The 25,865-nt window shown below is 50.6% G+C and carries 24 protein-coding genes; 12 read left to right on the forward strand and 12 right to left on the reverse strand.

From position 1 onward, the window contains the following. Nucleotides 1-9 precede the first annotated feature (9 nt). Both C7B82_RS03830 and C7B82_RS03835 read right to left on the reverse strand, forming a co-directional pair. A complete protein-coding gene (locus C7B82_RS03830; protein WP_106254982.1) occupies nucleotides 10-801 on the reverse strand; it encodes a hypothetical protein in 792 nt (263 codons plus the stop codon). A gap of 185 nt (nucleotides 802-986) precedes the next feature. Then, entirely contained in the window at nucleotides 987-2,663 is a 1,677-nt protein-coding gene (locus tag C7B82_RS03835) for a peptidase M15A (protein WP_245939719.1), read from the reverse strand. A 130-nt stretch (nucleotides 2,664-2,793) separates the two neighbouring features. Between C7B82_RS03835 and C7B82_RS03840 the strand changes: the two genes are divergently transcribed. The 6 genes from C7B82_RS03840 to C7B82_RS03860 all read left to right on the forward strand — a co-directional run bounded on the left by C7B82_RS03840 (nucleotide 2,794) and on the right by C7B82_RS03860 (nucleotide 11,079). After that, nucleotides 2,794-3,588 (forward strand): HAD-IIB family hydrolase, encoded by a 795-nt coding sequence (locus tag C7B82_RS03840; RefSeq protein ID WP_106254983.1) that lies wholly within the window; start codon nucleotides 2,794-2,796, stop codon nucleotides 3,586-3,588. A 3-nt stretch (nucleotides 3,589-3,591) separates the two neighbouring features. Continuing rightward, on the forward strand, nucleotides 3,592-4,215 hold the full coding sequence (locus C7B82_RS03845; protein WP_219903982.1) for a shikimate kinase: 624 nt from the start codon (nucleotides 3,592-3,594) through the stop codon (nucleotides 4,213-4,215). A 376-nt stretch (nucleotides 4,216-4,591) separates the two neighbouring features. Beyond that, the gene (locus tag C7B82_RS31905) at nucleotides 4,592-4,732 is read left to right on the forward strand and encodes a hypothetical protein (RefSeq protein ID WP_181357338.1); all 141 of its coding nucleotides are present in this window, start codon (nucleotides 4,592-4,594) and stop codon (nucleotides 4,730-4,732) included. A 636-nt stretch (nucleotides 4,733-5,368) separates the two neighbouring features. Continuing rightward, the gene (locus tag C7B82_RS03850) at nucleotides 5,369-6,220 is read left to right on the forward strand and encodes a FecR family protein (RefSeq protein WP_106254984.1); all 852 of its coding nucleotides are present in this window, start codon (nucleotides 5,369-5,371) and stop codon (nucleotides 6,218-6,220) included. Further along, complete coding sequence (locus tag C7B82_RS03855; RefSeq protein ID WP_106254985.1) at nucleotides 6,201-8,549, forward strand: CHASE2 domain-containing protein; 2,349 nt, start codon at nucleotides 6,201-6,203, stop codon at nucleotides 8,547-8,549. The genes C7B82_RS03850 and C7B82_RS03855 overlap by 20 nt, the downstream gene beginning before the upstream one ends. A 247-nt stretch (nucleotides 8,550-8,796) precedes the next feature. Then, the gene (locus C7B82_RS03860) at nucleotides 8,797-11,079 is read left to right on the forward strand and encodes an FdhF/YdeP family oxidoreductase (RefSeq protein WP_106254986.1); all 2,283 of its coding nucleotides are present in this window, start codon (nucleotides 8,797-8,799) and stop codon (nucleotides 11,077-11,079) included. Nucleotides 11,080-11,234: 155 nt separating this feature from the next. On the opposite strand, the gene C7B82_RS03865 is transcribed toward C7B82_RS03860, so the two are convergent. From C7B82_RS03865 to psb30, 6 genes are all read right to left on the reverse strand, one after another. Continuing rightward, nucleotides 11,235-11,963, reverse strand: a complete 729-nt coding sequence (locus C7B82_RS03865; protein ID WP_106254987.1) for a PTPA-CTERM sorting domain-containing protein — start codon at nucleotides 11,961-11,963, stop codon at nucleotides 11,235-11,237. Nucleotides 11,964-12,461: 498 nt separating this feature from the next. Beyond that, the gene (locus C7B82_RS03870) at nucleotides 12,462-13,937 is read right to left on the reverse strand and encodes a CoA-acylating methylmalonate-semialdehyde dehydrogenase (protein ID WP_106254988.1); all 1,476 of its coding nucleotides are present in this window, start codon (nucleotides 13,935-13,937) and stop codon (nucleotides 12,462-12,464) included. Between the two features lie 114 nt (nucleotides 13,938-14,051). Further along, nucleotides 14,052-14,573, reverse strand: coding sequence for a type IV pilin protein (locus tag C7B82_RS03875; protein WP_106254989.1), 522 nt, complete (start codon nucleotides 14,571-14,573; stop codon nucleotides 14,052-14,054). A 797-nt stretch (nucleotides 14,574-15,370) separates the two neighbouring features. After that, on the reverse strand, nucleotides 15,371-17,083 hold the full coding sequence (locus tag C7B82_RS03880; protein ID WP_106254990.1) for a transglutaminase domain-containing protein: 1,713 nt from the start codon (nucleotides 17,081-17,083) through the stop codon (nucleotides 15,371-15,373). Between the two features lie 456 nt (nucleotides 17,084-17,539). After that, entirely contained in the window at nucleotides 17,540-17,878 is a 339-nt protein-coding gene (locus tag C7B82_RS03885) for a hypothetical protein (RefSeq protein ID WP_106254991.1), read from the reverse strand. Between the two features lie 298 nt (nucleotides 17,879-18,176). After that, complete coding sequence (gene psb30 / locus C7B82_RS03890) at nucleotides 18,177-18,272, reverse strand: photosystem II reaction center protein Ycf12/Psb30 (protein ID WP_106254992.1); 96 nt, start codon at nucleotides 18,270-18,272, stop codon at nucleotides 18,177-18,179. Between the two features lie 262 nt (nucleotides 18,273-18,534). Here psb30 and C7B82_RS03895 point away from each other — a divergent pair, with 262 nt between their 5' ends. From C7B82_RS03895 to gshB, 5 genes are all read left to right on the forward strand, one after another. Continuing rightward, entirely contained in the window at nucleotides 18,535-18,897 is a 363-nt protein-coding gene (locus C7B82_RS03895) for a YkgJ family cysteine cluster protein (RefSeq protein ID WP_106254993.1), read from the forward strand. Nucleotides 18,898-18,982: 85 nt separating this feature from the next. After that, entirely contained in the window at nucleotides 18,983-19,471 is a 489-nt protein-coding gene (locus C7B82_RS03900) for a TMEM165/GDT1 family protein (RefSeq protein ID WP_245939720.1), read from the forward strand. A 96-nt stretch (nucleotides 19,472-19,567) separates the two neighbouring features. Continuing rightward, nucleotides 19,568-19,873, forward strand: coding sequence for a TMEM165/GDT1 family protein (locus C7B82_RS03905; protein WP_106254994.1), 306 nt, complete (start codon nucleotides 19,568-19,570; stop codon nucleotides 19,871-19,873). A gap of 156 nt (nucleotides 19,874-20,029) precedes the next feature. After that, complete coding sequence (gene grxC, locus C7B82_RS03910) at nucleotides 20,030-20,302, forward strand: glutaredoxin 3 (RefSeq protein ID WP_245939721.1); 273 nt, start codon at nucleotides 20,030-20,032, stop codon at nucleotides 20,300-20,302. A gap of 75 nt (nucleotides 20,303-20,377) precedes the next feature. Further along, complete coding sequence (gene gshB / locus C7B82_RS03915; protein WP_106254995.1) at nucleotides 20,378-21,373, forward strand: glutathione synthase; 996 nt, start codon at nucleotides 20,378-20,380, stop codon at nucleotides 21,371-21,373. A 332-nt stretch (nucleotides 21,374-21,705) separates the two neighbouring features. Here the strand turns inward: gshB and C7B82_RS03920 are convergent, their stop codons facing one another. Continuing rightward, nucleotides 21,706-22,317: a GIY-YIG nuclease family protein gene (locus tag C7B82_RS03920; RefSeq protein WP_245939722.1), complete on the reverse strand. Its 612-nt coding sequence runs from the start codon at nucleotides 22,315-22,317 to the stop codon at nucleotides 21,706-21,708. Nucleotides 22,318-22,507: 190 nt separating this feature from the next. Between C7B82_RS03920 and C7B82_RS03925 the strand changes: the two genes are divergently transcribed. After that, nucleotides 22,508-23,098: a class I SAM-dependent methyltransferase gene (locus C7B82_RS03925; RefSeq protein WP_106254997.1), complete on the forward strand. Its 591-nt coding sequence runs from the start codon at nucleotides 22,508-22,510 to the stop codon at nucleotides 23,096-23,098. 327 nt (nucleotides 23,099-23,425) lie between these two features. Here the strand turns inward: C7B82_RS03925 and C7B82_RS03930 are convergent, their stop codons facing one another. From C7B82_RS03930 to ruvX, 3 genes are all read right to left on the reverse strand, one after another. Further along, nucleotides 23,426-23,806 carry an STAS domain-containing protein gene (locus tag C7B82_RS03930; RefSeq protein ID WP_106254998.1) on the reverse strand — a complete coding sequence of 127 codons (381 nt, stop codon included), beginning with the start codon at nucleotides 23,804-23,806 and terminating at the stop codon, nucleotides 23,426-23,428. A gap of 261 nt (nucleotides 23,807-24,067) precedes the next feature. Then, nucleotides 24,068-25,123 (reverse strand): oxygen-dependent coproporphyrinogen oxidase, encoded by a 1,056-nt coding sequence (gene hemF, locus C7B82_RS03935; RefSeq protein ID WP_106254999.1) that lies wholly within the window; start codon nucleotides 25,121-25,123, stop codon nucleotides 24,068-24,070. A 278-nt stretch (nucleotides 25,124-25,401) separates the two neighbouring features. Next, the gene (gene ruvX, locus C7B82_RS03945; RefSeq protein WP_106255001.1) at nucleotides 25,402-25,854 is read right to left on the reverse strand and encodes a Holliday junction resolvase RuvX; all 453 of its coding nucleotides are present in this window, start codon (nucleotides 25,852-25,854) and stop codon (nucleotides 25,402-25,404) included. Nucleotides 25,855-25,865 lie beyond the last annotated feature (11 nt).

Consider the following 25,865-nt stretch of genomic DNA (forward strand, 5'->3'; position numbering starts at 1 on the left):
CTAGTGCTGTTAACTGTGCGCCATGCGTGTGGTTTTAAACGTGACGTTAGAACCTTCCTGGGTCTGTTCCAACACCAGCATCGGCGTTGGTTTCGCTTTCTGATCCCAGCGCATGTTGGCAATACGCCCTTGAATGGTAGGCTGCCAACTGTCGTGTTCGCTCGTGGGGTTAAGGAAGGTTTCCATGCAGTCAATAATTTGACCGATCGTGACTGAAGTCGGCTGTGTTGGCAATTTGAAGATTTTGATCTCAATCCGAAACAACACGCGCTTAGTGCCTTTGGGCAAATCGCCGGGTTCATACTCGACGTCAAAGATTTCGTCGATTTGCCGCCCTGAACTGGCAATGCCGATTTCTCCTTGATTGCCTTGACCGGGACGCAACGCGAGGGAGATTTTGTCTTTGACCTTGATTTTGATTTGGTTGAGAATTGCGAAGTGAAAGACTTCTTCATCCATCCGCATTCTTAGATAGTCAAGATTAAATTCTCGCGAGTGAATGAGGTCGGGATTTTTCTCCATTTTGCCGATGGTGCCGACCGCAAACTTAAGCTTTTTCTGGAGTTCCCGATTCTTCAGCGCTTCAAACTTGACCTGCTTGGCAAGCTTGTCCGTTGCTAGTTTTGACATGATCCCCAGAATCACCAGGAGCAGCAACAAGCCTCCAGACGTCATCATCCATGGCTGATTCGTGCTGGTATCTGGAGCCTTTGCAGATTCTGTGGTGATGAGCTTAGGCTTTGCAGGTTTGCTAGGCGCTTGAGCCAACCAGGGTTCTACGAAGAGCATAGGGGTTGACATGGCAGTGGGAGATGGTGAACTCAAATTCTATTGGTAGCATTCCCTGATTGCAGTCTTCTATATCACTAGCCTAGCTTACTTTCCGGGAATTCAAGCACTCGCCTAGTCCGTAGTACAAGGCTGGTGCGTTGTGACAGTCACTACTCGACTACAATGGCGCGCTACGTATAACTCGCTCAAGATGCTTACGCTTGCCAGCGGGCGCGATCGCGCCGAGCATCAACATAACAGAGCAAAGGTAGCTGAGCGTCATAGCCTAAGCCTCCGGTCCACCATGGATCTAAGAACCAGTAGAGTTGAGCACCCGTGATCCCCTCGCAGTAGAAAGTCAATGCATCACCCAGGTGATGACGACGCGATACGCTGGCGGTGCGTTCAACATTAGACGCTGCGGTGAGGTACCAATGGGTGACATGCAGTGGGCGACCCAGTCGATCGCGGGCTTGCTGTATCAGTTGGGCAAGGCGAACGATCGCATCAACCGTTGCCTGGTTAGGCGGTATCTGTAAGCCACCAGCGGTCGCTTCTGCCCAGGTAAAGCTGCCGTTGGGGACGATAGCGGCATAGAGCTGTAGCGTGTCAGGCGTCCAGCGATCGGGCCGAGCAGACGGGGTGATCGGTACTGGTTTGGGTGGGGCTTCAGGCGTATCACGCCGCGCGGTTGACATCTGTTTCAGGTCGTTAAGAAGAGACTGGAGGGCTTGTTCAGGTGTACTAAGCGATCGCCAAAACTGGGTTAACCGTAGCATGGCATCACGCTGTCTATCGGTGGCCCTGTAAAGGGTTGGCAGGCGGCGCATAAAGTCTAGCAGCGCCTGGTCAAGTTGAGCCGCCGCATGAGCGATCGCCGTTTGATTGGGTGCTTCGATGGTAAACAGATCAGGGTCGATGCCTAGTTCAATCAGTGTGGCACTGCGGCTCTCTAGTTGATGCCAGAGGCGAAAGGCTTCCACCAGAGCATTCCGCTGATCGCCTCTACCTTCATAGGTATAGGGAAGGCTTTGCACGACCGCCATCAGTGCGGCATCAATGCTGTTGAAACTGAGCGAGGGCGAGAGGGGTTTTGACAGTGCAACGATCGCCGCTTCTCGTGAGTCCAACTGTTGCCAGAGCTGAGTCAGGCGCAGCAACGCTTCTCGCTGGTGAGGATACCCCGCATAGGCAGGCGCAACGAGTAGTAGAAAGCGTCGTAAAGCGGAGTCTAGCTTGGCGTCATCGACGATCGCTGACGGATCCGCCAATTCAATATCCAATAAGGCGATCGCGTCTTCATGCTGATCCAACTGACGCCATAAACGCACCAATTCCAACAACGCATGACGCTGGTGAGGCAGGCTGAAATAGGAATAAGGCAAGGCTTCCAAAAAGGCAAGCAGTGCGGCATCAAGATATGAGAACGAAAGAGGCATTTGAGCGATCTGAGCGTCAACCTTTAAGTCGTCGCTGTAGGCCTGAAGTAGGGCTGTTTGATCGCAGGCTTCTAGTAGGGCGGCAGATTGATCACTAAGTGGTGCGGTGTAGCCTGCTGCGATCGCCTCTATGAATTGATCCGTATAGCGTCCCGCTTCACCATTCCACAGCTCTACGCTAGTCCAGCCTGCAGCAATGAGACTATGCGTAAGACTACGCACTGTGTTAGCGGCATACTGGATCTGTGCAACAAAGGTATCCACTTGTTCCAGCGTTGTCTGGTTCGCAGGTGCAATCCCCAAACCTGTCTCGCCATCTGTTAGAGATGGTTGGGTTTGTACCTGATATAGGGCAGCGAGTATAGGTTTGTGGATACCCGATCGCGTGGCTTCCTGGATATAGAGAGCATGACGCTGAGCAGGAGTAAGTTGTCCCATGTTGGTAAAGGGCATAGGGTTAAGAGAGAAAGTAGTCAGTAGCCAGTAGTCAGTAACCAGTAGTCAGCAACCAGTAGTCAGTACTAAACCCAACATTCAAAACCCACAACTTCCCCTCTTCTTCATTCTTCATTCTTCACTACCGATGCGGTTTGCGCCTCTAGCACAAGCATTTTCTGACGTTGACCTGACATCTGTGCGTCTGGTAGCAACGGATATGGACGGAACGTTGACAACGGAGGGAAAGTTCACACCAGCATTACTACAAGCCTTTGAGCAGTTGACGGCAGCGGGGATTCAGGTACTGCTTGTCACGGGTCGATCGGCGGGCTGGGGGAGTGGGCTGGCGCATTATCTACCGATTTGGGGCGCGATCGCTGAAAATGGTGGTTTATTTTACGCTGGAGAGCCCCGTGTAGAAACGCTGCTCGTGCCGCTGGTAGACACTGCACAGCATCGCCAAAGACTGGCTGAGATGTTCCAGCACCTACAAACCACCTTCCCCAATTTACGAGAGTCTGACGACAATCGCTTCCGCGTCACAGATTGGACATTTGATGTGCAGGGTTTAGCCATAGCGGAACTGGAACAGCTTGAGCGCCTTTGTCAGAGTGCCTCATGGGGTTTTACTTACAGCACCGTGCAATGCCACCTAAAGCTGCGATCACAGGATAAAGCAGCAGGTCTCCTGGACGTCTTGCAGCAGCACTTTCCTGACTACACAGCCGCACATATTGTAACGGTGGGCGACAGCCCCAACGACGAGAGCTTGTTTGATGCCAAGCGGTTTCCGTTTTCGGTAGGGGTGGCAAATGTGTTGGATTATCGCGATCGCTTAGCGCATCAACCGGCTTACGTGACAAACGCAGCCGCAGGCGAAGGGTTTAGGGAATTAGCACAACTGCTTTGCCGGGCAGGTAAGCGTGAGAAGCTAACGTGAAAGATGCTTGTGAAGGATGCTTGTGAAGGATCAACGGTACAGCGCGATCGCGGTATTCTGGCAACAGCAACGTGGCATGAGTATCGACGCGTGAATGACTTCTTAAAAGGTACCAACCTCTACTTAATCGGCATGATGGGGGCAGGTAAAACGACGGTAGGACAACGCCTGGCAGCAGAACTGGACTACCGCTTTTTTGATACCGATGCCGTGATCGAGCAAGTGACTGGCCTACCCATTCGCGAGCTTTTTGCTCAGTTAGGCGAGGCTGAGTTTCGCAAGCTGGAAAGCCAGGTTTTAGCTGAACTATCGCCCTATATGCGGCTGACGATAGCAACCGGTGGCGGTATCATCCTCAAGCGTGAAAACTGGAGTCACCTGCGTCATGGCATCGTTGTGTGGCTGGATGTTCCAGTGGAGCATCTCCAGGTGAGACTACAAGCAGATGACACGCGCCCCTTACTGCAAGGCACTGATCTAACCGTTAAGCTTCAGACGCTTTTAGAGGAACGGCAAGCGCTTTATGCTCAAGCAGATGTACGCATCTGCTACCAGGCAGAAGAAACGCTTGAGCAGTTGACGATGCGGACGATCGAGGAAATTAAGCAAGCGCTTAAAGCGGTCTAGCCAGCAGTCTCTTCAAGTGAAAAGCATTGAGAGTCAGCAAGTAATGATTTGCTTGACACTGAGATCCGTGTAGCAACTGTGGGAACACTAGATTCATCGAACATTCACAAAAGCTTAACCACAGCCTTAATCTCAAGCCTTTAAAATAATTCTGTCACCAGCGTAGAGCAATGCTTGGAAACCCTTGTGTTTAAGGGTGCGATCGTGGGTCCCCGCTACGTTGATTGAGCTAACGCTGGCTGTTTCCGCCTTGCTATGCACAAATGACATCAAGCGATTGCGTTTACCGCATTAGCACTGCAGATTATGCCCTGAGACAGACATACTAGGATTGGGTTTTGTTTCAAAGTACTTAATAGCGCCGATTAGGAACTGTATGAAAAATAAAGCTGAAACTGAACAAAATAAAGCTGCTGAGTCGATGAGCAGCAATGCAAACGGATTTAATTTTGATCTGTGGGCAAAGCAGGTTCGTCCTCAGCTTCTCGCTTCGCTGCATAAGCGGGGCGCGCGCTAAACGGGGCGCGCTACTAACGCACTGCAAAGGGTGGTTGCGGCAGAATGGTGAGAGACCACCCCGATCAGCCAGAAACCACAATACACGGCTCATCTCACCCTTTTCCTCAGGAGAAGGGCTTTTTAGTAGTAGCACCAAGGCATAGACCAGTCTTCAAGCCCTTTTGCCCAAGACGCCATTATTGAGCGGTCAGCGATCGGTTTTATCTGATGGCTGACCGCTCATTGTTGAACGCTGCTACCAGGGACGTGACCAGATTTAGAAAAGATAACTACCCGTTTGCTTGCTTTCAGGCCAAAAATTGGTTCACTGCAAGCGATCGGAATACAAAGCAAACGGTGCAAAGCGCCTCTAGTGCTTCTAGTGCCTGTTGCGTTGAAATGTATTGAGCTGATGGTGCGTTGAGCGGATGTTATGTTACGTTTACTATCTTGAGGAAGATAAACGCTTCTCTTTAAGTGGTGTGCTTACAGCAACGCTTTCAATCATGGATAAGCCGTCAATTGGCACTGCCCAATTTTCAGCTTGTATTTTGCCGATAAGATATTTTGAGACCTTTTAAGCGCTCGAAAAACAACCTAAAAGCGTTCCTGAGCCATCCATTCAACTTGACAGACTACTAGCAAAGAGGCACACATGAAGCGTCAGGCTGCACTGCTTGGGACTGTTATTTTGGCAGTCGTGCTTTCATTCTTTGTTGCGGTCTACAGTCTGGCGCAACAGTCATTTCAGGTTCGGGTTGATCGCTGGCTCGAAGTGAAGCAGGTTACTAATGAGGTGACGTTGGCGGGTGCTGCTACACGCCGTTCTGCACAGGTGGGCGATCGACTACAAGCGGTTGGTGACAGCATCACAACGGGTAAAAAGTCCAGTGCCATCCTCTTTGTGGATACTGGCGTGGGTGTCGTTGAAGTCGCGGAGCAAACCACCCTGCTTATTCGCAGGCTAGATATCGCTTCTGATAATGGTCGAATTACCCATTTGGAGGTGCCTACAGGCAATGCCCGCCTTCGAGTCCGCCCTTTTACACACAAAGGCTCAGAACTTGAAATTCAAACACCAGTCGGTTTAAGTGGTGTGCGTGGTACGGTGTTTGGGGTTGCGGTACAGCCAAACGGCAAAACAGGACTGGTGGTGAGTCAAGGCGCGGTCAATAGTGCCGCACAAGGGCAGTCTGTTAACGTGGCAGGGGGCTTTCAGAACTTTACAATGCCAGGGGAAGCACCCTCTACACCTGTAGCGCTGACGGATGATACCAGCCTACAATACGAGTTTGAGAAAGTTATTGAAAGCAGTGTGCGCAAGGTACGGCTGTTGGGAAAAGTTGATCCAGTCAATAGTGTGACGATTGACGGCGTGCCGCAAGTGACCGATCGGACTGGAAGGTTTAGGGCTGACTCGCGACTGGTGCCGTCTTACCTGAGAATTCAGGTGGTCGTTACGACACCGCTAGGAAAACAAGAAACCCATGAACTGGCGCTTCAGTAGGTATAGCTGGCGGTTACTTCCGGGGAGTTTGACGACTCTAGTTTGCGCTGGTTTGCTGACCGTAGGAGCCTTGCAACCGCTAGAACAGCTGGCTTATAACGTATTATTTCGGCTGAGGGGAGAGCAGTCATGGGACGATCGCCTGGTACTCATTGCGATCGATGATGCCAGTATCAAACAGATTGGTCGGTTTCCTTGGGCGCGTGGGCAATACGTGGAATTGCTGCACACCTTGACAAAAAAGGATACAGAGACACCGAGCGTTGTGATGATGGATCTGGTTTTGTCCGAGTCTAGCCCGGATGATGCCAAACTCGCTCGGGCGATCGCACAAAGTGGTCGTGTGGTGCTGGCCCAAGGGCGGGATAGCACAGGCTTACCATTGCTGCCAGTCCCTGCTTTGCGGAAAGCAGCGATCGCGACTGGGCATATTTTCAAACAACCCGACCCTGATGGCATGACGCGTCAGATCGATCTGCAGACCAAAGACGGTGTTGCTTTGGGGCTGGCCACTGTAAAAGCGTACTCCTTAATGTTTGCCCCCGTGCCTTTACCCCAATCATTGAGTCAACCTTTATGGGTTAACTGGCCGGGGCGTGCCCAAACGCTATCGCAGCACTCATTTATTGATGTGATTCAAGGACGGGTACCCTCACACGCATGGCGAAACAAAATAGTTTTAGTGGGGGTGACGGCAGTCGGTATTGACTCGCTCGTCACCCCCTTTGACCGCAATCCACCTGCAAGTGGAGTCTTTCTCAATGCGGCTGTTATTAATAATTTGTTGAAGCAAAATGCGTTGAAACCAGTCTCATTTAGCTGGTCTTTACTCATGCTAGGTTTGCTTGGTCCCGGTTTGAGCTTGCTACTAAGTGGACGCCGTGAATCACTTCAGGTTCTTATTCTGCTAGGGCTATGCTTTGGCTGGGGAGGATTCAGCCTCCTGCTATTCCAACTGGGTTATTGGGTGCCCGTTGTACTACCGTTGGGATTATGTACGTTAACCACGATCGCAGTTGTAATCAACGATCGTATGCGGTTGGCAACATTCCTCCAGAGCCAAGTGCAGCAACTTTGGAATCAGCATCATGACGATCTTATTTTGCGGTTGCCTCACTTAAAGAGAGACAACGAGGCTAACCCATACCAGAAAGCAAGCTTAGTACAAAGTGTCACTCGTATGGCAACACTGGCAAAACAGTTCGCACGCGCACAGTCGGCACAAGCTGCGATCGCGCGCAATTTGCCGATCGGCTTGCTGGCAGCCGATTTGGATGGTTGGGTGTGGTTCTGCAATCCAACCGCCGCCGATTGGTTGCAGGTTGCGAGCGGCAGTAACTTGAATACGTGCCTGATACCCAACTGGATGAGTGAAGCGCAATGGCAGTTGGATTTGCAAGCCCTTCAGCAGCGACGCTCTGTGGCATCCAGAAACTATAAACGGGGCGATCGCTGGTTTGAGCTGAAACTAGAACCGCTTCTCTACCAATCAGAGCGATCGGGGCGCACCGATACGCATGATGAGTCTGACGGCTTTCTTTTACTTTTAGAAGAGATTACGTCCAAAAAGCAGGTAGAAGTTGCTTTAGAGCAACAAGTGCAGGAGCTTCAGCGTGTGTCACAACTGAAGGATGATTTCTTGAGTACGGTGTCGCATGAACTGCGATCGCCCATGGCAAACATCAAAATGGCGATCGAGCTACTCAAAGTCTCTCGCTCTGAAACTTCTACTGCACAGTACCTGAAAATTCTGCAGACCGAATGCGCTCGTGAGATCAATCTCATTAATGACCTGCTCGACTTACAGCGTCTGGAAGCTGGTGCCCAAACCTATCATCCTGAAACCATTAACTTAAATGATTGGCTACCACCCATTATTCAATCATTCTCCGAACGGGCTGAGACACAGCAGCAGAGCTTAACTGTAGAGTTGTCACAGCATATTCCTGTGCTCGTTTCCGACCAGCCAAGTTTAGAGCGCATTGTGTTTGAGTTAGTCAATAACGCGTGTAAATACACGCCGCCCGAGGGTGAAATTAAAGTCGGTGTCAACTGGACAGCCCAACATCTTGAACTCGTCGTTGATAATTCCGGTGCAGAAATTCCAGCGGCAGAACTGCCTCACATTTTTAAAAAGTTCTATCGAGTTCCCCAAGCTGACCCGTGGAAACGGGGTGGCACTGGTTTAGGTTTAGCGCTTGTGAGCAAATTGGTTGACTATTTAGGCGGCAAAATTTCGGTATACAGCGGCTCAGGACACACAACCTTTACTGTACAACTACCGCTGGCTGGGCAAATTCCAGCTGAGGGAGTGGGGCACGAGGAGTAGGGCGTGGGGGAAAACTCAACGCTCCAAGTTCGGCGCTCAGGCGTGTATTGATCGCTGATAGCCGATGGCTGCTAGCTACCTGCCGATCGCTGAGATCTTTCTATTGGTCAATTGGGTAAACAGCGTCGTTAGGGTAATGTGCAGTTAGAAGCTTGTAAGTTGGGTACAGCCGGATACAGAGTGGCTCTGGAGTGCAAGCTTTAATCGTACAATTCGATTTGCCCAGATCTAGGCACAGGTGCAACCGATGGATGCAGAGACGCAGCGAGATATTCAACCCATTCCGCCATTTCATGAGACGAATGATGAAACGCCCGTGATCGGGGGTGGGCCTTCCGTCATTCAATACTGGGCAGAGCACACGTTGTCGTCAGAAGGCCCCAAGTTATGGGAAACACTGCTGCATCACAGTGCGTGTCTATCTTGCTCTTGGGGAACGGGTGGACAGAAAGGTGGCTTTACCAACGAAGAAGGTGAGAAGCTGCAGCGCTGCATGAAAAGCGTTGAAGCCATTTCGTCAGAACTGAAACCCGCGATCGCCCCTCAATTCTTCGAGAAACATAGTATCAGTGAGCTTCAGAAACTGACGTCAATGGAAGCCGATCGCCTGGGTCGGTGGAGCTTTCCAGTCATTTTGCGGGCAGGCAAATCACACTACGAGCGGCTTTCCTGGGATGAGATTTACGCGATCGCGGAGACTGCTTTTCACAAAACGCCAGAACGAATTGCCTCTTACAGCTCTGGGCGATCGTCCAACGAAGCGGCGTATTTGCTGCAACTGATGATTCGGGCGATGGGGTCAAACAATCTGGCAGACTGTTCAGATCTTTGCCACGCCCCTTCAACAACTGGTCTCAAGCAGATGTTTGGCACCAACACCTCTATGGTGAGCCTGGAGAATCTCAAGAAAGCAGACTGTGTGGTGCTAGCAGGCGCAAACTCGGCCTATAACCATCCCCGCTTGATGAACGAGTTGATTAAGCTTCGCGAAAACGGTGCCAAAATCATCGTCGTTAATCCCATGATGGAAATTGGGCTGGTCAAATTTGGCTCACCGGCCTTTCCGGCCAGTTTGCTGCAAGGGGCTGAGATTTCGTCTCTCTACCTGCAACCGATTCCTGGTAGCGATGTAGCGCTGTTTACAGGCATTCAAAAGTCGCTCATTGAGCAAGGATTGCTGAAAGAATACTATCTGCGCATGCACACCGAAGGCTGGGAAGCCGTCGTGGAGCAAGCGCGATCGACACCGTGGGACATCATCACCGAAACCTGTGGGGTCTCTCAACGGGAGATTGAAGCGGCTGCGTTGATCATTGGCACTTCGGAACGGGTGGTTTTCGGCTGGGCAATGGGCATCACCCAGCATGTGAACGGTGTCGATAACGTCTTTAGCATTGCCAATACAGCGCTCATGACGGGGAATGCTGGCAAAGAAGGAGCAGGCACGATGCCTGTACGGGGACATTCCAACGTCCAAGGTTTCGGCTCGATGGGCGTGACCGTCAAGCTCAAGAAAGAAATTCAAGAAGCGCTTGAAAAGCTGCTGGGACGACCGCTTAGCAAAGTTCAGGGCTACCATACTCGCGATCTCATCGAAGCGGCGGATGCTGGTAAGGTCGATACTTTACTTTGCTTGGGCGGTAATCTGTATGGTGCGAACCCAGATTCAATGCAGGCGAAACGAGCGATCGGTAATATTGAAACCGTCATCTACGTCGCCACGAAACCGAATTTAGGACATTTCAACGGTTTGGCAAAGCAGAACACGATCGTCATCCCGGTTCTAAACCGCTTTGAGAACCCGCATAAAGTCACGACTGAATCAGGCAATAACTTCGTCCGTTTGAGCGATGAAGGCAAAACCCACCTTAAGGATGCTGACCTGATTTCGGAAGTGGAGTTTCTTACAACGATCGCCCATCGCATTCTGGGCCATGATCCGGTTGATTGGCGCAAACTCCAGGACACGAAATACGTCCGTCAACTAATCGCCCAGACCATTCCTGGCTACGAGAAGATTGGGACGATCGACGAGACTAAAGAAGAGTTCACGATCGGCGGACGCATTTTTACGGAACCAACGTTTGCGACCCCATCGGGCAAAGCTTCTATGTTCGTCACGCCGCTACCCAAACTGACGTTGCCTCAACCTCAAGACTTCGGCGTACCAGAATCAACCCCAGGCGTTGCATTGGCGCTCATGACAGGACGCAGCTACTCACAGCACAACACAGTCGTCTATAAAATTGGCGACCATTACCGGGGCATGCCTCACCGCAACTGCATTTTGATGAATCACCTTGATGCCGAGCCAGCAGGATTGCAGGAACATCAGCGTGTGACCGTTCAGGGTGATGCAGGCAAGCTAGAGCATGTTGAAGTGATTTATGGAGCGGTGCGTCCAGGTGCTGCTGTGATGTTTTACCCCGAAGTAAATGTGATCTTCAAAGCACACATCGAAACCCGATCGGGTACGCCTGCCTTCAAGCGAGTGCCGGTGTTTGTTTATGCAGAGAGCACTGCCGCTTAAGTGCTTTGGCGATCGCGCTGTTAGACCATTGCGAGGGTGCGATCATCTGCCAGGGTGCGATCATCGCAGGATAGCATCCCGTTTGTCGCACGCCTTGCCTCGGAATGCTGCGCTGCCCTTCTATCAAGCTGATGCTGCTCCAGCCTCTGCTTGACTTAGGCTCTAGAAGCCGATCGGCGCTTTCGCCATAGGGTGACGCCAAAACCAATCAGTCCTGGCAATAATGCAGGAGTCGGCACCGCTTTGGGTGGTACAGGCGCAGGCGCGGGAGTGGGAGTAGCTGGTATGTTGTTCCCTTCCAGAGCAAAAGCCAGTTCGGCCGTATTGGTATCGTTAAACCACGCGTCACCCGGCTGGAAGCGCCCCAGATTGTTGCCATCCTGCTGACTCGTCGCCCAAAACCAATCCAGATTGGTATCAGCCTGAGTATTGTTGACAATCGAAAGGAGATAGCTGCCAGCCTTAAGCGCCAGGGGTTGTGTGGGTGCAAACGAGTAATTGAAAAAGAACGTATTTTGTGGGTTGACCGACCGGTTCACGCTGATGTTATCAAACGTGAATGCAGGCGCGATCGCTGGGGTACCGTTAAGGAACTCAAAGATACGTACAGAAAATTGATCGACTGATGGAGCGGTTGAAACCGCAGTGGCACTGGAATAGAGACCGCTCCAGGTAATGTTTGTAATGGCATTACTAGTAGCGAACGTGAAATTATCGCCAGCTTCCACTGGAAAGCCAAAATCGCTCCTGACTGCAACTTGAAGATCAGGTGCGCCGTTGTTAAAAAGAACGGCGGCTTGAGCCGCGTTTCCAGTACTGAGACTCAGAACAGCGACCCCAAGTACGCCAAGGGTAAACTGCTGTGGGGCGGTCAGGGTGATCATAAAAACTCATTACTACAACAGAGGGGTTTGCTGGTAAAGTCACCTAAACGTATGCGGATGGGATGCTAGCAACTACCAGCGGGCAAGACGATGGAAACTGCCTGTTCTCAGGCGCAATATTTCAATCTCAAGTGACAGCTGAGGAGAGTTCTAATCAACAAAAAACCCGTAGGGGCAGGTTTGACCACAAGCTTAAGAGCTAGATGCCAAGACTCTGGCAAAACCGGCCCCTACCCAACGGTAAATTTTGTCTTGGCAATCTCCTCACTCGCTGTGATTGACTGCACTAAGTTTGAATAACTGCGCCTCTCATCCCAAAAAACAAAATTTCTGACCCCAAAAACTCAACTTACTGCACTGTTCAGTGGCATCAGCATTTGCAACCGTTGGCTGCTGTGCTCAATTCACCCAACAACTGCTGGTAGTTACCTCTGCACAGACATAGAGCCTATGTCCGGACGATTGTTTTCTTTGCTACGACAACTTAACTGATCGGATCTAAAATTGCCGTGTCCAGTCCTGCCACCGCTCGACAACCACTTTCGTTTGCGTGAAGAACTCGATGGCCTGGTGTCCCTGTCCATGTAAATCGCCAAAGAAGCTATCTTTCCAGCCGCTAAAGGGAAAGAATGCCATTGGCGCTGCAACGCCGATGTTAATACCAATGTTGCCAGCCTCGGCTTCATAGCGGAATTTACGCGCAGCCGCACCGCTGCTGGTAAACAAGCACGCCATATTCCCATATTGACCGCTGTTGATCAGGGCGATCGCCTCGTCCATCGTCTCTAGATGCATCAGGCTCAGTACAGGGCCAAAGATCTCGGTGCGAGCAATCTCGCCTGCTGGATCAACATTCTGCAGCACAGTGGGTCGGACAAAAGAACCTGCTCCGTAGTGAGGAATTTTGGGTTGGCGACCGTCCACCAACACGGTTGCCCCCTCGTCTGCGCCTTTCTGGATCAGTCCTTCGATTCTGGCCTGGCTCTGGGCATTAATCACAGGCCCCATCTGCACGCCGTCGTCTAAGCCATAGCCGACAACACGAGTGTGCGCCACCTCCGCGATCGCATCCGTAAACGTTTGGCGGGCTTCTCCGATCGTCAGCGCGATCGAGGCTGCCAAACAGCGCTGTCCCGCACACCCAAAAGCACTGTCCGCCATAATGCGCGTGGTCATGGCAAGATCGGCATCGGGTAAGATGATGACCGGGTTTTTGGCTCCACCCTGGCACTGCGCGCGTTTACCATTTGCGGCAGCGCGACTGTAAACGTACTTCGCCACCGGTGTAGACCCAACAAAGCTGATTGCCCGGATCAAGGGGTGATCAAGAATCGCATCCACGACTGTTTTATCGCCATTGACCAGATTAATCACGCCCTTTGGCAGCCCTGTCTGCTCCAGCAACTGCACCACTTTTTGCATCGTCAAGGGCACTCGCTCAGACGGTTTGAGAATGGTGGTGTTGCCACAGGCGATCGCATAGGGAATGAACCAGAACGGAATCATACCAGGAAAATTGAAGGGTGCAATCACTGCTGTAACGCCAAGCGGCTGACGGATCATGGTTTCGTCAATGCCCCTGGCAATATCTTCAGAGTTGTAGCCCTGCATTAGAATCGGAATCCCACAGGCAACCTCGACGTTTTCGATCGCCCGTTGCAGTTCACCCTTTGATTCTGCTAGTGTTTTGCCGCACTCCTGAGTAATCGTTTGCGCCAGATCATGCAGATGCTCTTCTAACAAAACCTTGAGCTTAAAGAGATACTGAATCCGATCGGTCGCGGGAGTCCGTCTCCAGGTGACAAAGGCAGCCGCCGCGGCTTGCGCTGCCTGATCAACCTCATTTGCAGGCGACAACGGTACGGCTGCCAAAATTTCGGTGGTAGCTGGATTGGTCACATCCAGGTAAGTGGTGGCCGTCGAAGCGCACCATACGCCGTTAATATAATTCTGTAGGACTGTAGAAGCACCCATAACGTCAAAGTCTTTTCACTGCTGCTAACTGGATCACGACATGATAGCTGTCGCTGTTCTGACTGATTGTAGTCTGAACCCCTGCCAGCAGAGCGCATTCAGCTCTGATTATCATCAATTACCCAGATTTTCAAAGGAGCCAGTACAAGACGGCCCCACATCAGCAACAAACGCGACACCAGTTGAATCACCCGCTTGCGGCTTCTGCGATTGACACAGTACTGCCAGTGTGGTCACCTCGCCACCCGCAGCGCCAGTCGTGCTGCCCACACTAACGCCTCCCACGTGCGCTCTTAGCGAAACCGTATTTTGAGGAAAGGAGACGTTAGTAGCAGCAGTGCTGGAATTGTTTTGAATCGCATACGTATAGTTTGCAGTTTGAGTTTTAATGCCCAAACCCAACAGCGAAAAGTCATCAGTAAATGTATTTTTCTCTAGGAAATAGGCCTGGTGAGCACGATTAAGAGAGCCTATATACTGCTTCGATTCAGTCTCTTTCGCTTTACTTGCCTGGTTCAAAAATGAGGGCAGCGCGATCGCGGACAGAATACCAACAATTACGATGACAACTAGCAATTCAATAAGAGTAAAACCTTCAGAGTCGGCAAGTGATAATTTATGAAGCGACGGTCTCATGCGGCGGATCCTGCATTGTTAAGGGATGTGAGTATTCAGGAGATGACACCCTTTCATGACTTACGCAGGTAAATTGGTAGACGATAGTTGGTCATAGTTTTTGTACCCCTTTCCCCGTACCAAGACCGCTGAGAACGCTTTTGTGTAAGTCTTGCCTCAGTTCTTTTGATCCAGGGAAAGGGCTCAAAGACATTGAAAAAAGCGTTAACCGATGTGCGTCTCAAACGGATTATCAGCAATTTCACGGAAGACAACAAGCTCTGTAGAAGTGAGTTTACAGAGTCTTGACGAGACCACACGTAGCATTCATCTCCTCTACATCCTACTGATGGCACTGCTTCCTAAGCTGCGAAACGACTACAGCTAGAAAAGATTACCAAATGCATAAAAAAGATCAGCGGTTTGGCTGAGAATCACTCTACGTTTTGAGGGCAAGTTACGTTTAGAACTCTGGGTGTAGCAATGGTTTCATTATTGATTTTGACGTTGATGACCGTCTTTACGATTTATCAAGTCCTGCTGCTTTCACACGATCGAGTCTGAACGATCGTTGCTGTCCCTAAATGCCTCAATGGCAAGTAGCTTGCCCAAAACCCACACGAAAAAGTTCGCAAAGATTCACTCAGAAAGGAAAGCAACCAGCTTTTAGGGTACCAACCTTGCCGAGTTAATTAGTTGCCAGCCAGTAATAGTATGAACATACAACGTTGTCCACGTGGGGTGATGTTAGCGTCATGCACCAGGCAAAGAAGCTAATGTTATCTGTTAGGACAAGTAATCGATCGAATCCTACAGCATCATTGACTAGCAGCACTTAGCGGTGGCAGTTCGCCGAGAATGGTAAAGCGGACGTGGTTAATTGCTAACTCACCGATCGAGACGTCCACGCCATCATCCTGAGTGGTGATCGTCTCAAATGGAATACCTTTACCAATCTCGGCATGATACCAGGGCAAACCCATAAAAAACCGAGTTGGGTAAGGGCCTCGTTCAATGACATCATCGGGGTTGGATTCCATAGGCAGCCAGCCATAGCCCGGTACATAGAATTCAATCCAGACATGGTTATAGTCCGGTTCTAGCGGTACATGATGCTGTTCAGCTTTGGCGGGGCATTTATAACGACCCACTGTGCGGCAGGCAATGCCATTCAACCGTGCTAGTGCCAGCAGAACACCAACGTATTCTCCGCAGGAGCCCACGCCTCGCTCCCAAACGATATCAGGCGTATCAATATGAGGGGTCAGGCTATAAGAGAGGCGATCGTAGACGTAGTTGCGAATTTTCAAAATTTTGCGCAACAAGTTGGTTTCGGTGCCGATCGCCTCTTTAGCGGCCTGCTGGATCACAGGTGTATCCATGGCTAAATAATCGTCGTCCACCAGATAGCGGGTTTGGAAATCGGTGGGCAGTGGGGGTAATGCGTCAACGTCATCGGGCGTCAACGCATACTTAATCCCACGGACTTCCAGAAGCGCTTTCCAGCCAAAAATCTGCCGTTCATGTGCTCTGAGCGTATGGAAGTGGAAGACCGCTACCCGCTGCCCATCTTGCACTTCTTCCGTGAAGGGAAGCCCGATCGCCTCCACGCGCAGAATTTTTTGACGATGAGTTTCGGTGGGCAGCGCAATGCGCCATTCCAAATGATTCAGCTCTATTTCCTCTAGCGGCAACAACTCCTCCGCATAGGACATCTCGATCAGGTAGCCGTTGGAGAGCGTATAGCGATCGTTGGGGTAATGCTGGATGTAGAGCGGGTGGATGAAGGTGCGATCACGAAAGGTAAGCTCCAGTGGCTCTTCCAGGTTATTTGGATTGTCCCGAATGTACGGTTCTTCACCCGCGTACGAAATATAGAGGCACTCACGCTTCTGCTCCGGGTGCGTGTAAAACGTGAGACCTGTGGGAAACTCAAACGGGGTCAAAACGCTAAGCTGTTGTGCGCCAGTGGCACGATCGAGGCAATAAACCGTTTGCTCCAGGCGATCACACACCCAGAGTTCTTCGCCGCGTACTGCCAGGTTGGGAATACCCACACCGGGCAACGGCAAGCGGGTAATCAACCGCCGTGACTGTCGCTCAAAAATAGAGATATACCCTTCTTTCTGGCTGGCAACATACACCGTAGATTCCCAGACGGCAACACCATCCACTTCGTAGGGCATCGTGATGAACAACTGCGGAGTCAGGTCGTCTAAGCTGCAGACGTAGACATTCTCTTCGCGAGCAAACCAGATACTTTGCTGCCAGATCGATAGCCCCGTCGCACCAACGAAATCATCAACCTGACAGGGGTTAATGACTGTTGCGTTGTCTGTTGCCGGATCGACCCGCAGCAGATAGCCTCTAATAGAGTCTAAGGCTACGAGCGCATCGTTCATGACAGCAATGCCTTGAATGGCATACGTTCCCAAAGGTCGAACGGTACGAGCCCATGCGTCTTGACTGGAGAGTGGCGTTGGAATGGAGATAGGAGGTTGAACGATGGGCTGCGCGTGGCTAGTTTGCATAATGGCGGCTGTGTTTTGTCATACCGTTTAACTGGCTACAAAGATCATAGGCTTCTCTTGCTAGCTCATAAAGCTCTGGAGAGACAGGCGATCTCGGAATCAGGACAGAATAGCCGTAAAGATTCAGTGTTCCAATCATAAACACAATCCTTTGGCTATATCTGTATCGAGGTAGCTTTACTAGGGAATTATTTATAGCAAGCGCTTACGCAGGCAACCCAGAAACGAGCCTTAAACAACGTCGGCTTTTCATAGGATGCACTAGCTGTAACGCACCAATCCCTGGAGGCGATGCGTTACAGCTAGTGCATAACACACCCTACGCAAACTAGTTATCATCGTGCTCGTCACTCATGCAACGAACCATTGACCTATAGGCGTTGCTATGAGAGATGAATTTTCTAGGGGCGTTATAGCCTGTGGCATACAAGAAACGTGAAACACCCCTACAGAGACTTAACCACCGTAGCCAGCTTGCCGTACGACATCAGAAATTTCTTCTGCGTCCTTAACGTGGTGCAGTGCTTTCTGACTACCATCGGGTTCATCAACGACAAAGTAGGTTGGTACAACGATATGATCCCCGGTGATGTCAGGTGCGTCAACAGCGACTTGTTGAGCTTTTTCTTCTAAAGACTTGGACTCATCAATGCGATCGCCAGGGTTAACCGTCATGTTGGGATTGCGGTCAAGCGCCTCTCTCTGGGCTCGTTTTTGAGCAGGATTAACCTCTTCAGGTGTCATTGGCTGATTGATTGTCCCTTTGTTGTTGTTCGGTTCAGAATCTTTGTTCATGACCTGTCCTCTCTTAACTACTCAGCTAAGCGTAGGAGCAGAGCAATTAGTTCTCCTCTTGCTAACGGAGAGACATTGGGTCTCTCGAAGGAGGTAAGTATAGTGTTTTTGTTTAATAATTTCTTCAATGAAAAAGCCCGACTTTCGTCGAGCTCATTACTACTCTCTCATACCCGGAAAAACTGCTGGGTGAACGCGTTACGGAGAAGCTTCAAGAGGCTTGACTAGATGAAACGCGTTTCCGAAAACTATTTGCTTAGAAAAAGCAACTTACTTAACAATCTAAAGGCTTAACAATCTAAAGGTCGCCGCCACGGGCTGCCAGTAGAAAAATTACAGCAGGACCAGCGATTACGATCGCGGCTAACATCGTAAGCTGAATAATCGACTCCATGCCCCTACTCCCTATCTGTCAACTGCACTAAACTTGATGAACGGTCATAACATTTCTGCAACGATCAAATCTTATCTGCCTCCCTCCCCAATTTTAAGAAAGTTAACAAAAGTTAAAGTGACAGCAAGACGGTGATCAGTAGATGTTTGTCAATAGATAAGTGGCTTGAACCGTTAAGCTCATTGGAGAACCGTAGCCAGCGTTCAGCTTTGACTCAAAAATTAAAACTCACTCCCCGCAATCCTCTTCCCTCTTAACTCTCATGGCCAGTTGGCGTTGTGTAAAACAGTGTGGTGCCTGTTGTCACCTTGATCCGACCGATCGACCCGATCTAGAAGACTACCTCTCGCCCGAAGAATTAGCGCTTTATCTGAGCATGGTTGGCGACGGTGGTTGGTGTGTCCACTTTGATCACACCACTCGCGAATGTGGTATTTACGCCGATCGTCCGCGTTTTTGTCGTGTCGAGCCAGAGGTTTTTAAAGACCTGTTTGCAGTGGAAGCAGACGATCTGAACGAGTTTGCGATTGCCTGCTGTCGTGAGCAAATCGACGGTGTTTATGGCGATCGCAGCCTGGAGATGATCCGGTTCGATCAAGAGGTGGGTGTGATCATGACGGACTGAGCTTTAGCGTCAAGGTTGACCTTTAGTGTCTAGTCCGAGATAATGAAAGGAATATGAAAAGGTCATCTCTTAGCTTTAGTTTGCCGTGGAAGCTTCATCATTCGTCATCGGTCAGTTAGCTCCAGTCGTTCAGACGGTTCACCCTGGCAGTACGCCTCTTTTGATCGAGGCAAAACGGGCGACAACAGAGGGAGACTCTGCTATCGATCTGCAAATAGACAATACGAACGCCTTAGATGTACCACCCGTGGATGCCTCTGACTCACTTCAGACAGCCGAGCAGGAAACGAGGGCGCAGTTCTGGAAAGTCTTTGGCTCTACGTTTATCACCATCTTTCTGGCGGAACTGGGCGATAAAACACAGGTGGCAACACTGTTAATGACGGCTGAATCCCATGCACCGTGGATTGTTTTTGCAGGCGCGGCGACTGCACTCGTGACCACTAGCCTGCTCGGTGTTTTAGTGGGGCAATGGCTGTCCTCTCGCGTCTCTCCCAAAACTCTCGATACTGCCGCTGGCATTACCTTAGCACTGATATCAATGTGGCTGCTTCTGGAGGTTGTGAGCCTGTAGACAGCAGTAGAGGCGCTATACCTAACGCCTCTACGAGCTCAAAGCTTGTCTCACTCCTCTCCCCTCACTTCTCACTCAAAATGTAGACCTCCTCTTATGGATTGGCATCTCTTAGGGATCAGCTTTATTACAGTGTTTCTGTCAGAGTTGGGCGATAAAAGCCAGCTCGCGGCGATCGCGCTCAGCGGCAACTCGAAATCACCTCGCACGATTTTTCTAGGCACTGCTGCGGCACTGTTGCTGGCAAGCCTGTTGGGTGTCTTTATTGGTGAAGGTACTGCCCATTTATTGCCTGCACGTCTGGTAAAAATTGCTGCGGCATTGGGCTTTGCGGTCATGGCGATCCGGCTACTGCTGCCAAAGTCAGCGCCATCTGACGCGTTGGAAACGTCTCCTGAATAGACTTCGGAACAAGCGTTCCATAACTCCTGCATTCCGTGTAAGGGCGCACGGTCGCGCTCCCTTACCTGCAGACAATTTACCGATTTTATTCAATCTGCGATTCTGAGTTGCCTGCGTTTTACCATCTCCAAGCCCTAAAATGGAGTAGAACGCTGCATGAAAAGAATTATGGCTAATGTCGAGATTTACACTTGGAGTACTTGCCCATTCTGCATTCGGGCAAAAGCGCTGCTCGATCGCAAAGGTGTTACTTACACCGAATATTGTATCGATGACGATGAGTCGGCACGAGCCAAAATGTCCCAACGGGCTCAGGGGCGACGCTCCGTCCCGCAGATCTTTATCAATGATCAACATATCGGCGGTTGCGACGACATTACCGCTCTGAATGCTCAGGGGAAACTCGATTCCCTGCTTCAAGCCAGCTAAACTGTCCATAGTTTGTAGGTTGCAGTCAGTGGCTACCAACTACGAACGGCTGCTCACTGACGAAGGACAACTCCTGTGAAATTTGCTTTTATCATTGATCCCATTCAGCGGCTTGACCCTGGACATGACACCAGCGTGGCGCTGATGGAAGCTGCGCAGGCGTTGGGGCACGAAGTCTGGGTGACGCAGGCAGCGCAGCTAGGGGTGGCAGACGGTAAAGCCTTTGCACCTTTGGAACAAGTCCATCTGACGCCTGTTCAGCTGAGTGAGGGACGGTGGCTTGCTGCTAATGCATGGTTTACGCTGGGCGATCGCGCCCTCATGCCGCTGGAAGCGATGGATGCGGTGTTCATGCGTACTGATCCGCCTGTAACGGTGCCTTACCTCTACGCCACGTACATTCTGGACTACATCGATCCAGCTAAAACGTTGGTCGTCAACGCTCCCGCAGGCATTCGAGCCGCTAACGAGAAAATGTACGCGCTGCAGTTTGCCGACGCGATTCCAGAGACCATTGTGAGTCAGGATAAGCAGGTTATCCGGCAATTTGTCGAGCGCAAAGGCGTGGCCGTCTTGAAACCCCTGGGTGGCAAAGCAGGAGAGGGGATTTTAATTCTAGAAGCGGGCGATCGCAACATTAACTCACTCATTGAAATCAGCACGTATCAGGGGCAGGTGCCTGTTATGGTGCAAACTTACTTACCCGAAGCAAAAGATGGCGACAAGCGCATCATTCTGCTCAATGGTGAACCGATCGGAGCTGTAAATCGGATTCCGACAGGTAACGAGTTTCGGGGCAACATGGCGGTTGGCGGCAGAGTGGCACAAACGACGATTACCGATCGAGAGCACAAAATTTGCACTCAACTGGCACCCACATTACAGCGTGATGGGCTAATCTTTGTCGGCATTGACATCATTGGCGGCTATCTGACTGAAGTGAATGTGACTAGCCCTACTGGCATTCGTGAGATCGATCGACTGGATGGTGTTCAACTCGGACAGCAAGTTATTGAATGGGTGATCCACAATCGATACGAAAGCCATGAGGCCGTCTCGATGGCTGGTTAGCTTGCCAGCCTTCCGTAGAAGCGTCGTTACCTGAGACGATCGACGGACAATGAGCCAAATTACTGGAAGACGATTTTTTTGAGAGTTTGACCGAAATTCGCCTAGCTGCTGTTGATATCTTCTTTAGCCCCTCAAAAAGCGAAATGGACAGCAACAAGCCCCCCGTTGCTGTCCATCTCGTTCTTCTCATGGAGTTGGCATTCACACAGTCCAACTTGTTTTTAAGATAACTACTGCTAAGAGTGAGTAGGTAAAGCCGTTGTAAAGACGTGATGAGAAAGCCGTAAGGCTTTTTGAGTCTCATCTTGACCAATATAGTGCGATCGAGGGCATTAGCCGACCACCAAACCGGTAAACGGTGTGCCCCAAAACTCCCAGTTTTCTTTATTAAACGGCGATCGCCAGCGTTGGATGAGTGCAGTTTCTAGCCGCTGGCGATCGCGGGCTTGGGTGGGTGCCAGCGACCAAAAAGCAATGCCCAAGAGCGTATCGAGTTGGTTCTGATAGTGCACCTGTCGGTAGTTCAGCAGGTAGCGTTTGCAATCGTGCTCTCCTTTCCAGCGCTGCCCAGATTTTACGGTTTCGCCGACATAGAGCAAGATTGGTAGCTCATAGTCAATCACAAAGTAGAGCGCCGCTACTCCTGCATCGCTCGCTTTCCAGCGCCAGAATTCTGTGTTCTGCTGCGGCAAGCTAAACGGATCAATGCTGGCGACATCAATGTCACCAGACGCTGAGCCAATGCTAGACGTTAGGTCAAAGAGCGCGCCCTGCTGCAAGGTTGGGGCAACATGGATTTGTTGCTGATATTGAAAAAGACGCTGCTTCCAATCCTGCAAGGCATCGCTGCTAATTTTCAGTAAGTCTGGTTGCTTGCTGCCGTATGCTAATGTCTTCTGCTCGGAGACCGAAAAAAGCGAGAGTTGATCGCGGCTATTTGTCAAGCCAGCCTCCAAGGATAGCGTCGTCAATATAAAGACTACGCTATATAGCCGAAAAGGATGCAGAAGCGATGCAACTTTTTAAGTTGTATCGCTCCTACCTCAATAGTCGCCGCATCACTACGGCAGTGACTAGAGACTAGATCTGGTTAAAGTAAACTCTGAATAGAGGTTCTATGTAGTGGTTAAGTGCATGACAGCCAATAACATCAATCTTGAGCCGGGTTACTGGGATAAAATCTGGCAGCAGGAAGGCGAAGCCACTTGGCGTCGCTATCCAAGCTGTTTTGGCAGAATCTGCTGGGCAGTAGGCCATTTTAACGAAGTGCTAGAACTAGGCTGCGGTGTTGGGGTTTTAGCGGGTCGCCTGGCTGAGTTCGGTAATAGTGTCACCGGTCTTGATCTTTCCGCTGCCGCGATCGCCCAACTACCACCCGCAATTACCGGCATCGTCGCAACGTTACCCGATATTCCGTTACCTGACCACAGTTTTGACGTTGTCGTCGCCACTGAAACCCTGGAGCACATCGAAGACGATCAGGCTTGCATTAAAAGAGCCGTACAAATCCTGCGTCCCGATGGTCGAGCCTATATCGCCGTTCCCAATAACTGTGTCGGGCCAGACGAAGATCCTGAGCATTTACGCAAATACACGCCAGAGACGATCGAGGCTTTACTTTCACCTTATGGTCAGGTCTTTATCGAAACCTTTGTCGACGAGTTTATTGTTGCTCAAGGACAGATTGTTGCTTTACCAACTATTCTGGCTGCGCTCTACACATAGTTTTTGCCCAATACCAAACAACGATGTGTGGGCTTGCCTTTCAGTAGGATCTAGCACGGTTTACAGCGGTTTTCAGATCAGTAAGCCACAGGCTTGTGGCTTTGGGTGTCGGGTGTCGGGTGTCGGGTGTCGGGTGTGGTTAATCCAAATGAAAACGGCTGTAAGAGAAGCTGAATTTCTGATTACGGTTTGGGTACGTGAGCCGCAGATGCTCGTGAGAAAACGATTCCTGCGTAAGCACTGTCCACATGAGAGCCTCTCAAAAAAACTGAGGTCAAGTATAAGCAAACGCCAAGCAGAATGGTTGCCCCATGTACCGCACCAGCTTCAACTTGCGATGCCTCTAGGGACGCCTTCAAGGGCTTCTTGCTCAGTTTCAAAAATCTCAAAGACCGAATCCATCATGGTCACTTCAAACACTAGCTTGGCTTCAGGATGAACATTGCAAATACGGAAGCTACCGCGCACCTTGTCAGCATCACGCATGCCAGCAACCAGGGAGGTTAACCCAGAACTATCAATGAAGTTAACCTGACCCAGGTTGACCACTACATGGTGGCTCAATTTAGAAATACACTCCTGAAGCTTGAGCCGAAACTGCCACGCCGTCGTAATGTCAAGCCGTCCCGTCGGCGTCAAGACAATAACGGTGGTGCCGTCCTGGGTTGTATGGGTCTTCTGCTCCATGTGAATTGACTTTTGCTCCATAAGAACCACTTACCCTCTCCTAAGAACGGTGATGCTTGGGCTGATTCTAACTGAAGATTCGCAATCCGTCTCAAGCTTCCAAACTGGTAAGTTCAACGGTAGCCCAAGCATAGGACGATTCATCATAATCGCCTCAAAGCGTCAATTTGCTTCGCAGCCGAAGCGCTAACTAGATTCTAATACCACCCTTAATCTAACGATTACAGCACCCAATGCAGCCGTGACGTTTTGCTAGTAAATTCACCTTATAAGCAGTCTACTCTAGACTTTTTGGCTTGGTAGCGGCCAATTGATCCAATCTTGAGGTTTCAAAAACGTTTCGTAGAGCGCTGCTTCTGGTGTGTTTGGCTCAGGGGTATAGCCATATTCCCAACGTACTAGAGGGGGCAGAGACATAAGAATGGATTCGGTGCGTCCATTAGTCTGCAAACCAAAAATGGTGCCCCGATCGTAGACCAAATTAAATTCGACATAGCGACCGCGACGATAGAGCTGGAAGTTACGTTCGCGTTCGCCATACTCATGGGATCGACGCTTTTCGACGATCGGTAAGTAAGCGGGCAGAAAGGCGGTGCCACAGCTTTGGATAAAGCTGAAGAGGTCTTCCCACGTACGTCCTTTCACTGGGCCAACCGTCTGACTATGTTGAGCGGCGGTTGTATCGCCTTGTGAGCCAGGGTACGCCACTGGGTAAAGAATGCCTTGCGGATCTTGATAGTCAAAAAAGATGCCACCAACGCCGCGTGTTTCCTGGCGATGCTTGAGATAAAAGTATTCGTCACACCAAGCTTTGAAGGTGGGGTAATACTCGGAATGATGGCGATCGCACGCTTGCTTTAGCGTTTGATGGAAATGCACAACGTCTTCGGCAAAGGGGTAGTAAGGCGTGAGGTCAATGCCACCGCCAAACCACCAAACGGGACCGGCTTCAAAGTAGCGGTAGTTGAGGTGCACGGTGGGAATGTAAGGATTGCGGGGATGCAAAACCATCGACGTGCCGGTGGCATAAAACTCATAGCCCCTGGCTTCGGGACGCTGCATCACGATCGAGGGTGGTAGGTCTTTTCCCCACACTTCAGAGAAGTTAACGCCACCCTGCTCAAACACATTGCCTTCTCGCAAGACGCGCGATCGACCGCCGCCGCCCTCCTCTCGCACCCAGCTATCTTCCTGAAAAGTCTTACCGCCATCGCTTTCCTCAAGTCCCTGGCAAATCTGATCTTGCAGGTTTCGCAAAAACTGGCTTACGCGTTGCCGTGAATCGCTTGGAGGTAGAGGTGAGGATACAGCCGTTTCAGAGGTGGAAAACGCAGTCATAGTCAATCTCGATCGCTCTAAATGCTTTTTCAGACTACCGCGAATTGTACCGCTAACCAAGTTAGTTGGAGATCTATGAACAAGTGTAAAGAACGCGCGAAGAAAGACGTTAAGGATCGTGGATTAAATAAAATCGACAAATTGTTTGCAGGTAGGGGCGCACGGCCGTGCGCCCCTACGGAAAATGCCGGAGTGATTAAATTCGTGTTCCTAAGTTTTGAGTTGAAAGCGTTACTGAATGGATGAACAGCTGCTGACTGCTGACTGCTGACTGCTGACTAATTCACTAACCGTTCCAAATACCGTTCGATCAACAGGATCGCCACAATGTCATCGATCGGGCGAGAAATCGTGCGAAATGATTGGGGGATCAATCTCACCAGTCCTTGCGCTGGGTACATTTGCCAGTAGCGATCGCGCGCTGCCAGGCTGCTGTGTCGCTCATCGACCATGATGATGCGGAGTGGGTCGGCCAAGGCATGGTTGAGCTTTTGCTTCCAATCTTTCGCGGTGGTCTGGTCACCCATCACTAGCAAGGAAATCGGAAATTGCTGACGGAGGTTTTGAATCGTGTCGATCGCAGACTCTGCTTCAACAACCTGATGGTAACGCACCATGCGATCGACCCCAATGACTGCCAGCCCACATTTGCGCCGACCAGGATCAAAGCCTAAAATTACTGGTTGATCAGAAACGGATGGCTCGGGTTGCGAAGAAGGGCTAAAGTGCATGGCAACGCATG

It is taken from the genome of Stenomitos frigidus ULC18 (assembly GCF_003003795.1).
GTDB classification, from domain to species: domain Bacteria; phylum Cyanobacteriota; class Cyanobacteriia; order Leptolyngbyales; family Leptolyngbyaceae; genus Stenomitos; species Stenomitos frigidus_A.

Coding starts and splice junctions, on each gene's coding strand:
- C7B82_RS03905 (WP_106254994.1), top strand. CDS start 19,568: ATGGATTGGCATCTCTTAGGGATCAGCTTTATTACAGTGTTTCTGTCA.
- C7B82_RS31905 (WP_181357338.1), top strand. CDS start 4,592: ATGAAAAATAAAGCTGAAACTGAACAAAATAAAGCTGCTGAGTCGATG.
- C7B82_RS03830 (WP_106254982.1), bottom strand. CDS start 801: ATGTCAACCCCTATGCTCTTCGTAGAACCCTGGTTGGCTCAAGCGCCT.
- C7B82_RS03835 (WP_245939719.1), bottom strand. CDS start 2,663: ATGCCCTTTACCAACATGGGACAACTTACTCCTGCTCAGCGTCATGCT.
- hemF (WP_106254999.1), bottom strand. CDS start 25,123: ATGACTGCGTTTTCCACCTCTGAAACGGCTGTATCCTCACCTCTACCT.
- C7B82_RS03845 (WP_219903982.1), top strand. CDS start 3,592: ATGCTTGTGAAGGATGCTTGTGAAGGATCAACGGTACAGCGCGATCGC.
- C7B82_RS03865 (WP_106254987.1), bottom strand. CDS start 11,963: ATGATCACCCTGACCGCCCCACAGCAGTTTACCCTTGGCGTACTTGGG.
- C7B82_RS03930 (WP_106254998.1), bottom strand. CDS start 23,806: ATGGAGCAAAAGTCAATTCACATGGAGCAGAAGACCCATACAACCCAG.
- C7B82_RS03880 (WP_106254990.1), bottom strand. CDS start 17,083: ATGCAAACTAGCCACGCGCAGCCCATCGTTCAACCTCCTATCTCCATT.
- C7B82_RS03925 (WP_106254997.1), top strand. CDS start 22,508: ATGACAGCCAATAACATCAATCTTGAGCCGGGTTACTGGGATAAAATC.
- C7B82_RS03855 (WP_106254985.1), top strand. CDS start 6,201: ATGAACTGGCGCTTCAGTAGGTATAGCTGGCGGTTACTTCCGGGGAGT.
- C7B82_RS03895 (WP_106254993.1), top strand. CDS start 18,535: ATGGCCAGTTGGCGTTGTGTAAAACAGTGTGGTGCCTGTTGTCACCTT.
- C7B82_RS03860 (WP_106254986.1), top strand. CDS start 8,797: ATGGATGCAGAGACGCAGCGAGATATTCAACCCATTCCGCCATTTCAT.
- C7B82_RS03850 (WP_106254984.1), top strand. CDS start 5,369: ATGAAGCGTCAGGCTGCACTGCTTGGGACTGTTATTTTGGCAGTCGTG.
- C7B82_RS03840 (WP_106254983.1), top strand. CDS start 2,794: ATGCGGTTTGCGCCTCTAGCACAAGCATTTTCTGACGTTGACCTGACA.
- grxC (WP_245939721.1), top strand. CDS start 20,030: ATGAAAAGAATTATGGCTAATGTCGAGATTTACACTTGGAGTACTTGC.
- ruvX (WP_106255001.1), bottom strand. CDS start 25,854: ATGCACTTTAGCCCTTCTTCGCAACCCGAGCCATCCGTTTCTGATCAA.
- C7B82_RS03875 (WP_106254989.1), bottom strand. CDS start 14,573: ATGAGACCGTCGCTTCATAAATTATCACTTGCCGACTCTGAAGGTTTT.
- C7B82_RS03870 (WP_106254988.1), bottom strand. CDS start 13,937: ATGGGTGCTTCTACAGTCCTACAGAATTATATTAACGGCGTATGGTGC.
- psb30 (WP_106254992.1), bottom strand. CDS start 18,272: ATGGAGTCGATTATTCAGCTTACGATGTTAGCCGCGATCGTAATCGCT.
- C7B82_RS03885 (WP_106254991.1), bottom strand. CDS start 17,878: ATGAACAAAGATTCTGAACCGAACAACAACAAAGGGACAATCAATCAG.